Genomic DNA, 12,182 nt, shown 5'->3' on the forward strand with positions numbered 1-12,182 from the left:
GCGTCATCCTGGGCTGGATGACGCCGGGTCGCAAGATAGGGTCAGGCGACCTGGGGCGCGACAGGCTCCGGCTCGCCGTCGGGGATTTCCGGTTCGTCCTGGTGACCGCGCGACACGACCTGGGCCACCACGAGATCGCCCGTGACGTTCAGCGTGGTGCGGCACATGTCGAGGAAGCGGTCGACGCCCAGGATCAGGCCGATGCCTTCCGGCGGCACGCCCACCATGGCCAGGATCATGGCCACCACCGGCAGCGAGCCCGCGGGCACGCCAGCCGTCCCCACGCCGCCCAGGATGCAGACCAGCATGACGATGAACTGTTGGGCCATGGTCAGTTCGACGCCGAAGACCTGGGCCAGGAACAGCACCGTGACGCCTTCGAAAAGGGCGGTGCCGTTCTGGTTGGCGGTCGCGCCCACGGTCAGCACGAAGCGCGAAATCTTGCGCGGCAGGCCCAGGTTCTGCTCGGCGACCCTCAGCGACACCGGCAGGCTGGCATTGGACGAGGCGGTCGAGAAGGCGACCACGATCGCCTCACGGATATCCTTGAAGAACTTCCAGGGTGACGCCCCGCCCAAGGTGGCGACGAAGATCGGATAGACCACGAACATGTGGATCGCCATGGCGCCAACGGCCACGGCCACGTAGCGCGCCAGCACGATAAGAAGGTCCCAGCCGAACAGAGCGGCCAGATTGAACATGAGGGCGGCGATGGCGAAGGGGGCCAGTTTGATGACGAGGTTGATGAGCTTCATCATCACCTCGAACACCCCCTCGATCCCCTGTTTCAGGCGGTCCGTCGCGGCGCTCTTGGCCATGACCAGGCCGACGCCGAAGAACAGAGCGAAGACCATGACCGGCAGGATCTCGTTGTTCGCCATGGCGGTGAAGACGTTCGACGGGATCAAGTCCAGGAAGAAGTCGGCCGCCTGCACAGACTCAGGCGCGCTGCCGACGATGGCCGCAGCGCCGCTGGCGCCTTGGGCCAGCAGCTGCTGCGCGATGGTCGGATCGATCCCGTCGCCCGGACGGAAGACATTGACCATCACCAGGCCGATAACGACGGCGATAGCCGACACGACGACCGTGAACAGCAGACTCTTGATCCCGGTGTTGCCCAGCGTCTTGAGGTCGCCCATCTCGGCCACCCCGACCACCAAAGCCGAAAACAGCAGGGGCAGCACCAGCATGAACAGCAGCTTCAGAAAGATCTGACCCGCCGGTCCGGTGATGTTGCTGGTCAGCCAGACGACCCAGCCGGCGTCGGCGCCGACGGCCACGTGGACGATCAGCCCGCCCACCAGACCGACCATGAAGCCGATCAGCATCAGCCAGTGCAGCGGCAAGCCGCGCTTTGCTTGCGTTTCCATTCTTCCCCCTAGAGGTCGGCGCCTGGGGCGCGTCGTGTCGTCTATCGAATCGGCAGGCCGTAGATCAGGCCGCCCGGTCGAGCGTTCCATTGTGCATTGAGGCCGCGCGCCAGGTCGAGCGTTGATTGCGTGCCCAGGTTCCGGTCGAAGATTTCGCCATAGTTGCCCGTGGCGGCGATGGCCTTCTGCGCCCAGTCGTTCGATAGGCCGAGCATGGCGCCGAACTCGCCTTCGCGGCCCAGCATGCGGCGGATCCGCGGATCGCCGCTCTCGCGCGCCAGTTGGGCTACATTGTCGTCGGTGACGCCCAGTTCCTCAGCCAGGATGAGCGCGTTCAACGTCCAACGGACAATGGAAGCCCACCCCTCATCCTCGCGCCGCACCACGGGGCCCAGCGGCTCTTTGGAGATGACGTCTGGCAGGACGGCGTGCGCCTGCTGGTTGGTCAGGCTCACCCGCGCCGCCGCGAGCGCCGAAATGTCGGCCGTCAGGGCGTCGCAGTCCTCGCGAGCATAGGCCTGGCGCGCCTCTTCCTCGGTGCGCAGGACCACCGGGCGGTATTCGATCCCTCGGCTGCGGAAATAGTCGCCGACGTTCAGTTCACTGGTCGAGCCGGCCTGCACGCACACCCGCGCGCCGGTAAGCTCGGCCGCGCTGTTCAGGTTCAGCGAACGCCGGACCAGAAAGCCCTGGCCGTCGTAATAGTTGATCCCCGCGAAGGTGAGGGCATCGCCGGCCTCGCGCGTCAGGGTCCAGGAGGTGTTGCGCCAAAGCACGTCGACTCGCCCGGCGCGCAAGGCCGCAAACCGCTGCTCGGCGTTCAGAGGCACGAACCGCACCGCGCGCGGGTCGCCCAGGACAGCGGCGGCGAGCGCGCGGCAGAAGTCGACGTCGAAACCGCGCCACTCGCCGCGATTATCGGTGTAGGCGAAGCCGATCAGGCCGGGATTGACCCCGCAGTTCACGCGCCCTCGCTGCTTGACGGCGCGCAGCGTGTCGCTGTCCCCGGGCGTGTAAGGGCGCGCGGCGATCTGCGGGTCGCCGTCCGGCGCCGGCGCCTCCTCGACCGACCGGTCCCCTCGGCCGCATCCCGCAAGAGCCAGCGCAGCCGTGATCGCCGCCAGCCCTGTCGTCTTGATCCGCATGGCGCCCTCTTCCGCTTGCGCCCCCGCCCGCTTTAGAGCCTTGTCGGGCCCTCGCCGCAACCCCGTGAAGGTTCAGATGAAGCCGCTTTCCGACCGCACGCGCCTGATCGCCTCGGCTACGAAGCGCGGAGCTGGCCGCCGCCCGGTGAACCCGCCGATCGAGCGGGCCTCTACAATGTTGAGCGACCAGCCCGAGCGAATGCGCGACCCCGCGCTGGGTCCGGTCTACGGGCTGGAGGGCGGCTCCGCCGCTCGCGCGCTCTGCGACGCCCTGGCCGATCTGGAGGGCGCGCAGCAGGTCCATCTGACACCATCGGGCCTGTCGGCGGTGACCGTGCCCCTGCTGGCTCTGCTCAAGCCCGGCGACGAGGTGGTGACAAGCGACGGCCTGTACGGCCCGAGCCGCCGCTTCCTGACCCGCCACATGGCCGCGCGAGGCGTGAGCACACGCTTCCACCCGGCCGTGGCGGACAGCGCCGCCGTTGCGGGCCTGATCAGTGAACGCACCCGTCTGGTGCTGATCGAATCCCCCGCCTCTCTCACCTTCGAGATGCTGGACGTTCGAGCGCTGACGGGGGTCTGTCGCGCTCGCGGCGTGTTGAGCGTGATGGACAACACCTGGGCCGCTGGGCTCGCCTTCAAGCCCCTGACGCAGGGCGTCGACGTCTCGGTCCAGGCCCTGACCAAATACGTCGCCGGCCATTCCGACATGCTGATGGGGTCGGTCGCGACCTGCGATCCCAAGCTCGGCCGCGCCATCACCGAAACCGTGGAGGATCTCGGCTGGCACGTCTCACCAGACGACGCCTGGCTGGCCCTGCGAGGTTTGCGCACCCTCCCCGTCCGATACGCCGAACAGGGCCGCTCGGCCCTTGAGGTCGCCCGCTGGCTTGCCGCCCGGCCCGAAGTTGCGCGAGTGCTGCATCCCGCCCTGCCCGACGCGGCCGGCCATGACCTTTGGCGAAGGGACTACGGCGGCTCGGCCGGCTTGCTTGGCGTCGTCATGAATGGAGGCGACGCGGCGTCGGCTCACGCCCTGATGACCGCGCTAACCCTATTCGGCCTGGGCTACTCGTGGGGCGGCTTCGAGAGCCTGATCACCCATGAAACCGGTCAACTGGCTCTACGCGCCGACCCGCCGAAGCTGGAGGGGGCGCTGCTGCGGCTGCATATTGGACTCGAGGATCCCAACGATCTCATCGCGGACCTGGAGATAGGCCTCGCGGCCTGGGCATCTCGTTAGATCAGGCCGCTTAGCGGCGACGAGGGGCTGGCGTACATGCGTTTGGGCATCCGCCCAGCCAGATAGGCTTCGCGGCCCGCGATGACGGCGTGTTTCATGGCCCGGCCCATGCGTATCGGATCCTGAGCCCCCGCGATGGCGGTGTTGGCGATCACGGCGTCGCAGCCAAGCTCCATGGCGATGGCGGCGTCAGAAGCCGTGCCCACCCCGGCGTCGACGAGTATGGGGACCTTGGCCTGCTCAACGATCAGGCGGATGTTGACCCGGTTCTGAATGCCCAGCCCCGAGCCGATCGGGCTGGCGGCCGGCATGACGGCGGCGGCGCCCGCCTCCTCCAACCGCTTGGCCATCACGACATCGTCGGTGCAGTAGACCATGACGTCGAAGCCGTCCTTGACCAGCAGGTCCAGCGCCCGGAGCGTCTCGATCATGTCAGGATACAGGTGCGCACTGTCGCTCAGCACCTCTAGCTTGACCAGATTCCAGCCCCCGGCTTCGCGCGCCAGCCGCAGCGTCCGCACCGCATCCTCGCCCGTGAAGCAGCCGGCGGTGTTGGGCAGGAAGGTGAACCGCTCGGGCTTCAGATGGTCCACCAGCATGGGCTGGCTGGGGTCCGACAGGTTTACTCGACGCAGCGCCACGGTGACGATGTCGGCGCCCGCCGCCTCTGCCGCCGCTGCGTTCTGGGCGTAGTCAGCGTATTTCCCCGTGCCCACGATCAGGCGTGAGGAGAAGGTGCGTCCCGCGACGGTCCAGGTGTCGGCATATGCATCGGTCATGCGCCCGGTCCTAGCGATCCAGGCGGTGTCGCGCCAGCCGGATATGCGGTGCGGTGCGCGGGAATGCGGCGCCTCCCGCAGGTCCTCAGCCGCCTCCGACGAACTGCACCAGCTCAATCCGGTCGCCCTGCGCAAGGCCGGTCTTGGCATGCAGAGAGCGCGGGACGATCTCGAGATTGCGCTCAACCGCGACCTTGCGTGCGTCCAGGCCCAGTTCGGCGATCAGATCGCTGATCGTCGACGCGGATGTGTCGCGAGGCTCGCCGTTGACTTCGATCTGCATGCCGTTACGTCAACCCGTTTCATGCGCGCTTTAACCCGCGCCCTTCGTCCGCTACAAGGCGCGCCCGATTCATCGTGGCCCGCCGGGCCTCCACCCTTGTCAGAGCGCATGGCCGAACCCACTGTCCTCTACGTCCTGAACGGCCCCAACCTCAACCGGCTTGGGACGCGCGAACCCGCGATCTACGGGTCGGACACCCTGGCCGACATACAGTCGCGCTGCGTGGCGGCGGCCGAGGGCGCCGAGGTCGTGTTTCGCCAGACCAATCATGAGGGCGAGCTGATCGACTGGGTTCAGGAGGCGGGCGACCGCGCCGGGGCGCTGGTGATCAATCCGGCGGGCTACGGCCACACCTCGGTCGCCCTGCTGGACGCGTTGCGCCTCCTGTCGATCCCGGTGGTCGAGTGCCATCTGTCCAATCCGGCCGCGCGCGAGCGTTTCCGGCATCGCTCCTTCGTCTCGCCGGTCGCCGCCGGCGTCGTTTCGGGCTTCGGCCCGCTCAGCTATGAACTGGCCGTCAAGGCGGCGCTGGAGCTCGCGCGGGAACGCGCCCCGGCGTCGGCCCGTTCGCAACCCCATCAGGAGGCTTGAACCATGGCCGACGACAAGAAGACCCTCAAGAATGACGCCGTCGGCGAAATCGACGCCGCTCTGGTGCGCAGCTTGGCCGACATTCTGAACGACACCGATCTGACCGAAATCGAAGTCGAGCGCGGTGACCTGAAGATCAAGGTCAAGCGCGAGGTCACGGTGGCCGCCGCCCCGATCCACTATGCGCCGCAGCCCGCCGCTGCTCCCGCCGCGCCGGCCGCTGCTCCCGCGCCGGCGTCCATGCCCAGCGATCCCGCCACCATCGTCGCCCGCGCCGGCGAAGAGGTGAAGTCGCCCATGGTCGGCACCGCCTACCTCCAGGCCTCGCCCGAGGCGCCGGCCTTCGTGAAGCCGGGCGACAAGGTCAAAAAGGGCCAGACCCTGCTGATCGTCGAGGCCATGAAGACCATGAACCCGATCCAGGCGCCGCGTGACGGCGTGGTGGCCGAAATCCTGGTCGGCGACGCCCAGCCCGTCGAGTTCGGCGAACCCCTCGTCCTGCTCGAGGCGTAAGGCCAGTCATGTTCACCAAGGTCCTGATCGCCAACCGCGGCGAGATCGCGCTTCGCATCCACCGCGCCTGCAAGGAGATGGGCATCTCCACCGTCGCCGTGCACTCGGAAGCCGACCGCGGCGCCATGTGGGTGCGCCTGGCCGACGAAAGCGTCTGCATCGGCCCCGCACCGGCGGCCAAGTCCTATCTGAACATTCCCTCGATCATCGCGGCGGCCGAGATCACCGGCGCCCAGGCGATCCACCCCGGCTACGGCTTCCTGTCCGAAAACGCCCGCTTCGCCGAGATCATCGAGGCGCACGGCATGACCTTTATCGGTCCCAAGCCGGACCACATTCGGGTCATGGGCGACAAGATCACCGCCAAACAGACCGTCAAGGACGCCGGCATTCCAGTGGTTCCGGGCTCTGACGGCGAAGTCGAAACGGTCGAGGCCGCCATCGAGGCGTCCAAGTCCATCGGCTTCCCCCTCATCGTCAAGGCGGCCGCCGGCGGCGGCGGTCGGGGCATGAAGGTCGCCCTGACGCCCGACGATCTGGTCGAAGCCGTCCAGACTGCTCAGACCGAGGCCAAGGCCGCCTTCGGCAACGGCGCCGTCTACATGGAGCGCTATCTCCAGAAGCCGCGCCACATCGAAATCCAGGTCATCGCCGACAGCCACGGCAACGTCGTGCACCTGGGCGAGCGCGACTGCTCGCTGCAGCGCCGCCACCAGAAGGTGCTGGAAGAGGCCCCCTCGCCCGCCCTGTCCGCCGAGGGCCGCAAGCAGATCGGCGAGACGGTCAACAAGGCCATCGCCGCCATCGGCTATCTGGGCGTGGGCACCATCGAGTTCCTGTGGGAGGACGGCGAGTTCTTCTTCATCGAGATGAACACCCGCCTGCAAGTCGAGCATCCGGTTACGGAAATGATCACCGGCGTCGACCTGGTGCGCGAACAGATCCGCATCGCGGCCGGTCTGCCGCTCAGCTTCACCCAGGACGACGTGCATTTCGAAGGCCACGCCATCGAATGCCGCATCAACGCCGAGAACGCCGAGACCTTCACCCCCTCGCCCGGCACCATCACCGACTTCCACGCCCCGGGCGGCCTGGGCGTGCGGCTGGATAGCGCCATCTACGCCGGCTATTCGATCCCGCCCTACTACGACAGCCTGATCGGCAAGCTGATCGTCCACGGCCGCGACCGCGAGGAGTGCATCGCGCGCCTGCGCCGTTCGCTGGGCGAAATGGTCGTCGGCGGCGTCGACACAACTATCCCGCTGTTCCAGAAGCTGCTGGCCGAGCCCGACATCCTGTCCGGCGATTACGACATCCACTGGCTCGAAAAGTGGGCGAAACGTCAAAAGGGCGAGGCCTGACCGAGCCGGATTTCAGCGCAGGCGGTCCGCCCGAAGGCTTCGGCCCGGACGAACTCCTGCGCTGCTACGCTCGCGGTGTTTTTCCCATGGCGGAGGCGCGCGACGACGACCGCGTGTTTCTGGTCGAGCCAGACCAGCGCGGCGTCATTCCGCTCGACGCCTTCCACATTCCCTCGCGTCTGCGCCGCACAGTTCGCGCTGAACCGTTCGATGTCCGGCTGAACACCGCCTTCGCCGCCGTGCTGGACGCCTGCGCCGCCCCCGGAAAGGATCGCGAGGAAACCTGGATCAATGCCCCGATCCGCGGCCTCTATCTCCACCTCCACGCGCGCGGCGACGCGCACAGTCTGGAATGCTGGCGGGACGAGGCTCTCGTCGGCGGCCTGTATGGCGTGACCCTGGGCGGGGCCTTCTTCGGCGAGAGCATGTTCAGCCGGGCCCGCGACGCCTCAAAGGTGGCCTTGGTGCATCTGGTCGCGCGCCTGCGCCAGGCCGGATTCGTCTTGCTGGACGCCCAGTTCCTGACGGATCACTTGAGCCAGTTCGGCGCAATCGAAACGCCCCAGGCCGCCTATCTGCGCCGATTGAAGCCAGCCCTCGCGGTCAAGCCCGACATGGCCGTGCTGGGCGCCCCGATATCGGGAGCCGAAGCGGTCGCCTACGCCTTGCAGCCCACGACCCAGGCGTCATAGAGCGGATGCTGAAGCCCGCTGACTGCCGGGGCCGAGGCGAACATCCAGCCCCGGAATATCTGACGCGCCTCCGAGCCCTGCGCGCGCGGCTGGACCGAGACGTCCAGATAGGCGACCGCGTCTTCCAGGGCCTCGTCAGGCCCAGACACCTCGCACGCGCGGGCGCTGAAGATCAGCGCGTTCTTGAAGCGCACCGGACGACCGCCAACCTCGACCTCGAACTTCATCGTCTCGGCCGTGACCTTGTCGATCGCCTGGACGATGGCCACGCGGCGACGTTGGCGCGGGCCCGGCGTCGCCGGTTGCTCGACGGGACGCGCCGCGGCGGGGGCCGCCTCTTCCTCGGGCCCCTCCTCGACCTCGGGCGCGGCCGCGATCTCGACGGGAGGCGCGGCGATAACGATGGGTGCGGCCGGAGCCGGCGCCGCCTCGGGCGCCGCCTCGACTGGCGCCCCGGCGGGCGGCGGCGGCGTTTGGTTCGGGTTCTGCAGGGGCGCGCGGCTGGTGTCGCGCAGCAGGTCGCCGACCGGGTCCTGGACCGGGCGGGCGTCCTGGGGCTGATCCAACAGGGCGTTGGCCCCCGCAGCGCCCGCGGCCAGCAAGCCGGTCGCCGCGATCAGGGCGGCGGCGCGTCTCATTCGCCCGGCGTCCAGGCCTGATAGTCGCCCGTCGCGGCCGGGCGGCGCCCCTCCGCGGCGAGCGACCCGCTAGGCCGCCAGGCCATCGGCGTGCCGGTCAGGTTGGGCAGATAGTCCTTCTCCCATGCACGACGCGGCAGAGGCTCTTCGGTCGGCGGCAGGTCGAAGGTGTAATGCAGCCAGCCGTGCCAATCGGGCGACACCTTCGACGCGTCGGCGTAGCCTTCGTAGATCACCCAGCGGCGCTTGCGGCCGTCATAGCTGACGGTGTCGCGCGACTCGTAATAGCGGTTGCCGAACTCGTCGGTCCCCACCAGGGAGCCGCGCTTGGCGATCGTGAACAGAGTGCCGATCGTGGCGCCGTTCCACCAGGTGAAGATCTTGCTGAGCACGTCGTTCAATCCACGCGAAATCCGCCGCGCGGCGGGGTCCGGCGACGCAGCCGATCATAGAAACCTCGGCGGCGTGCGTCCACCATCAAGGCGACGGCTGTCTCGCAAAAGCGGCGATCAGTCGACATCAACATCTTGGGGGTAACCCCGGTTCCCTCGTCTAAATGTATGGCGCGCGGTCGGCTCCGCTCCTAGGCTTGGCCGCGATCTTCGCCCAGAGTTGCAGGGGAGCCGCACATGCCGCCGACCGCCCGCGCCGAGACGCCGCGCTCACGCTCGCCGTTGGAATCGCGCGAGATCGAACGCCCCAGCGGGGTCGCCCGCCTTCGCGTCCCGGCCGACTGGACCCAGGCGCGCATCGATGCCTGGCTGGACTGGGCCGAGGCGCACGAGCTGCCGACCGATCGGACCGACCGCCTGCTGGGCGGCGCTCCGGCTGCCTGGGCCGCGACACTGGCGAAGGGCGTCCAGGCCGACGCCCTGGTCGCCGCCGTCCGCGCCGGTTTGATCGCGCCCGAGGCCCAGACTCAGCCAACGCCTGTCCTGCTGGACGTCTCACGTCCGGACGGAGCGGCGCGTTTCCGAATTCGCGCGGCCGAGATCGCCGCGGAAAGGCGCGCTCAGGGTGCGCTCGCCGCTCTACAGCGGGCGCTCGAAGCGGTGACGGATGCGGTCGACCGCTGCGAGGGCGCGCCCGGCGACTGCGCCGACCCGGCCCGCAATCCGGCCCTGATGCGCGCCGCACTCGCCGCTCGGCGTTGCGGCGCATCCGATCTGGACATCCGGCGCGCAGCCCTGGGCGAGCGCTCAGCTCTGATTTCGCCCGTGGCGCCTCGCGCGCCGATCGTCGTGCTCGCGGCCGATCTAGATGAGGCGACCTCGGCCGCCCTGCCCGCGCTCCTGCTCGACAGCGGCGCGGTGCTGACGTCGGACACGGCGATCGCCCAGGCCCTGGCCAACCCCGCTCAAGGCGCGGTCGCCGTCGCCCTGCCCCTTCTGGCAAGCTTGTCGGCCCCGGACACGGCGGCGCGGCTGAGCGACCTTGCCCGCCACGCAGGCGGATCGACCCTGGCGCTTTACGGCCTTGCCGATTGGGCCCTGGCTCAGCCCGAGCCCGCCGCCGAGGCGGCCCAGGCTCTGGGCGAAGCGCTGAAGGCCGACGGCATAGCCGCCGCGCCGGGCCAGGATGCAGAGACCGCCCTGCGCCTCGGCTTGGCGGCCTTCAGCCTGCGCGACGCGTTTCAGACCGCCGACGACGAGATCGTGTGGCGCCTGCGGCCTTCCGTAGCCCGCGCCCTCAACCATACCGGCGCCGATCTAGAGGCGGCGGAGCGTCATCTGTTCGGGCGGCGCACCCTGGCAGGCGCCCCCGGCGTAGATCACGATGCGCTGCGCACCTGCGGGTTCACCGACCTGGAGCTGTCGGCCGTCGAGACGGCCCTGGCCGCTGTCGACCAGCTCGAGGACGCCTTCGCCCCGCCCGTGCTGGACCAGGGGTTCATCCGCGATGTGCTGGGCCTTGATCCCGACCAGGGCCCCATCCTGCCGCGCCTGAATCTGACGCCTGACTCGTTGAACGAGGCCCGCGCCTATGTCTTCGGTCACGCCGACCTGTCCGCCTGGACAGACGCTCCCGAGGCGCTCGCCGGCCCGCTGACATCTCCGGCGGCCTGGACCAGGACGCTGGATCTCGCCTTGGCGCGCGGCCTCGGCGCGGTTCAACCGACCGAAATCGTTCTGAACTGGAACGACGGCCTTGATGCGGCCGCCGAGGCGCTAACCACCGCCCTTGAACAGGGTCAGGTGGTGCTCACCCTGTCTCGCGCCGCGCCTCCGTCGAACTGGCGTCTGGAGCTGGTCGAGCCCGCACCGACTCGCCCCGAAGCGGCCGCCCCGCCGCCCGAGCCCGAAGTCATCGAACGCGTGGTCGAGCGCGAACGCGCCCGCCGCAAACTGCCCGACCGCCGCAAGGGCTACATCCAGAAGGCGGCCGTCGGCGGCCACAAGGTCTATCTGCACACCGGGGAGTACGAGGAAGGCGAGCTCGGCGAGATCTTCATCGACATGCACAAGGAGGGCGCCGCCTTCCGCAGCCTGATGAACAACTTCGCCATCGCCATCTCCATCGGCCTGCAATACGGCGTGCCGCTGGACGAGTTTGTCGACGCGTTTGTCTTCACCCGGTTCGAGCCGGCGGGGCGCGTCACCGGCAACGATTCGATCGGCTCGGCCACCTCGATCCTGGACTACATCTTCCGCGAGCTTGGCGTGTCCTATCTGGGCCGGTCCGAGTTGGCCAACGCCGACGCGGATCCGCTGGACGCCGACGGCCTGGGGCAAGGCAAGGCCGAGGAACTGGTGCCGGCCGCCCGCTTCATCTCCAAGGGATTCGCCCGCGGCGCCGCACCCGACAATCTGGTCGTCTTGCCCTTCGGACGGCGCGACGAAACGGCCGAGACGCCGGCCCCCGTCGTGGACGCCGTGGCCTGTCCGCAATGCGGCGACTTCGCCCTGCAGCAGCGCGGCGGCGGGTGGGAGTGCGACGCCTGCGGCGCGGCGCCCCGGCTTCAAGGGCTGTAGGCGCCGACCGGCCCGCTTCTTGCTAGTCCCGGGGTGAAACGGAGCTCACCATGAAGACCCTCGCCGCCGCGCTGACCCTCGCCGCCACCGTAGTGTCGGCCGCCGCCCCCGCCCTGGCCCAGAGCGCGGGCCAGATCGCCCGCGTCCGAGGCGGCGCCGCTTGCGCCGGCTGCAACCTTTTCCAGGGAGACTTTTCAGGCCTGGAGGCGCGCGGGATCAATCTGGCTGGCGCCCGCCTGCGCCAGGCCGATATCTCCCTGTCTGTGCTCAGCAACGCGCGCCTGTCCAACACCGACATGCGCGACATCGAGGCCTATGGCGCGGTCCTGACCGGCGCATCCCTGTCGGGCGCGGACCTGACCAACGCCAGCCTGGTCGGCGCCTATCTGAATGGGGCCAATCTGGCGGGCGCTCGGCTGTCGGGCGCCAATCTGTCGGGCGCCCAACTGGGATCTGCGCGCGGTCTCACCCAAGGCCAGCTGAGCCAGGCCTGTGGCGACGAAGCGACCGTGTTGCCGCGGGGAATGCGCATTCCGGCCTGTTGAGCGCCGCTGACCTTACCGCGATTTAAGTAGGTTTTCCGGGGCGTTGGTCG

13 protein-coding genes are annotated in these 12,182 nt (G+C 68.8%); 7 read left to right on the top strand and 6 right to left on the bottom strand.

Annotated elements, in window-relative coordinates; all coding sequences use genetic code 11:
* Positions 1 to 41 precede the first annotated feature (41 nt).
* Positions 42 to 1,370 carry a dicarboxylate/amino acid:cation symporter gene (locus E4M01_RS09565; protein WP_135063065.1) on the bottom strand — a complete coding sequence of 443 codons (1,329 nt, stop codon included), beginning with the start codon at positions 1,368 to 1,370 and terminating at the stop codon, positions 42 to 44.
* A 41-nt stretch (positions 1,371 to 1,411) separates the two neighbouring features.
* Complete coding sequence (locus tag E4M01_RS09570; RefSeq protein WP_135063063.1) at positions 1,412 to 2,515, bottom strand: amino acid ABC transporter substrate-binding protein; 1,104 nt, start codon at positions 2,513 to 2,515, stop codon at positions 1,412 to 1,414.
* Between the two features lie 76 nt (positions 2,516 to 2,591).
* Between E4M01_RS09570 and metC the strand changes: the two genes are divergently transcribed.
* Positions 2,592 to 3,758 (top strand): cystathionine beta-lyase, encoded by a 1,167-nt coding sequence (gene metC / locus E4M01_RS09575; protein WP_135063061.1) that lies wholly within the window; start codon positions 2,592 to 2,594, stop codon positions 3,756 to 3,758.
* On the opposite strand, the gene E4M01_RS09580 is transcribed toward metC, so the two are convergent.
* Positions 3,755 to 4,537: a thiazole synthase gene (locus E4M01_RS09580; RefSeq protein ID WP_135063059.1), complete on the bottom strand. Its 783-nt coding sequence runs from the start codon at positions 4,535 to 4,537 to the stop codon at positions 3,755 to 3,757. The two genes, metC and E4M01_RS09580, sit on opposite strands and share 4 nt — an antisense overlap.
* An 85-nt stretch (positions 4,538 to 4,622) precedes the next feature.
* A complete protein-coding gene (gene thiS / locus E4M01_RS09585) occupies positions 4,623 to 4,820 on the bottom strand; it encodes a sulfur carrier protein ThiS (protein WP_135063057.1) in 198 nt (65 codons plus the stop codon).
* 108 nt (positions 4,821 to 4,928) lie between these two features.
* Here thiS and E4M01_RS09590 point away from each other — a divergent pair, with 108 nt between their 5' ends.
* The 4 genes from E4M01_RS09590 to aat are packed head-to-tail and all read left to right on the top strand — an operon-like array spanning position 4,929 to position 7,977.
* Entirely contained in the window at positions 4,929 to 5,411 is a 483-nt protein-coding gene (locus E4M01_RS09590; protein WP_135063055.1) for a type II 3-dehydroquinate dehydratase, read from the top strand.
* Between the two features lie 3 nt (positions 5,412 to 5,414).
* A complete protein-coding gene (gene accB, locus E4M01_RS09595) occupies positions 5,415 to 5,924 on the top strand; it encodes an acetyl-CoA carboxylase biotin carboxyl carrier protein (RefSeq protein ID WP_135063054.1) in 510 nt (169 codons plus the stop codon).
* Positions 5,925 to 5,932: 8 nt separating this feature from the next.
* Positions 5,933 to 7,285: an acetyl-CoA carboxylase biotin carboxylase subunit gene (gene accC, locus E4M01_RS09600; RefSeq protein ID WP_135063052.1), complete on the top strand. Its 1,353-nt coding sequence runs from the start codon at positions 5,933 to 5,935 to the stop codon at positions 7,283 to 7,285.
* A complete protein-coding gene (gene aat / locus E4M01_RS09605) occupies positions 7,282 to 7,977 on the top strand; it encodes a leucyl/phenylalanyl-tRNA--protein transferase (protein ID WP_135063591.1) in 696 nt (231 codons plus the stop codon). Before accC ends, aat begins: the two co-directional genes overlap by 4 nt.
* Here aat and E4M01_RS09610 read toward each other — a convergent pair.
* Together E4M01_RS09610 and E4M01_RS09615 are read right to left on the bottom strand one after the other, a co-directional pair.
* Positions 7,944 to 8,615: a DUF2155 domain-containing protein gene (locus E4M01_RS09610; RefSeq protein ID WP_135063050.1), complete on the bottom strand. Its 672-nt coding sequence runs from the start codon at positions 8,613 to 8,615 to the stop codon at positions 7,944 to 7,946. The two genes, aat and E4M01_RS09610, sit on opposite strands and share 34 nt — an antisense overlap.
* On the bottom strand, positions 8,612 to 9,007 hold the full coding sequence (locus E4M01_RS09615) for an NADH:ubiquinone oxidoreductase subunit NDUFA12 (RefSeq protein WP_135063048.1): 396 nt from the start codon (positions 9,005 to 9,007) through the stop codon (positions 8,612 to 8,614). Before E4M01_RS09615 ends, E4M01_RS09610 begins: the two co-directional genes overlap by 4 nt.
* A 237-nt stretch (positions 9,008 to 9,244) precedes the next feature.
* On the opposite strand from E4M01_RS09615, the gene E4M01_RS09620 reads away from it, so the two are divergent.
* Positions 9,245 to 11,587: a TSCPD domain-containing protein gene (locus tag E4M01_RS09620; RefSeq protein ID WP_135063046.1), complete on the top strand. Its 2,343-nt coding sequence runs from the start codon at positions 9,245 to 9,247 to the stop codon at positions 11,585 to 11,587.
* 50 nt (positions 11,588 to 11,637) lie between these two features.
* Positions 11,638 to 12,132 (top strand): pentapeptide repeat-containing protein, encoded by a 495-nt coding sequence (locus E4M01_RS09625; protein ID WP_135063044.1) that lies wholly within the window; start codon positions 11,638 to 11,640, stop codon positions 12,130 to 12,132.
* Positions 12,133 to 12,182 lie beyond the last annotated feature (50 nt).

Source organism: Brevundimonas sp. MF30-B, from assembly GCF_004683885.1.
Classification (GTDB): Bacteria; Pseudomonadota; Alphaproteobacteria; order Caulobacterales; family Caulobacteraceae; genus Brevundimonas.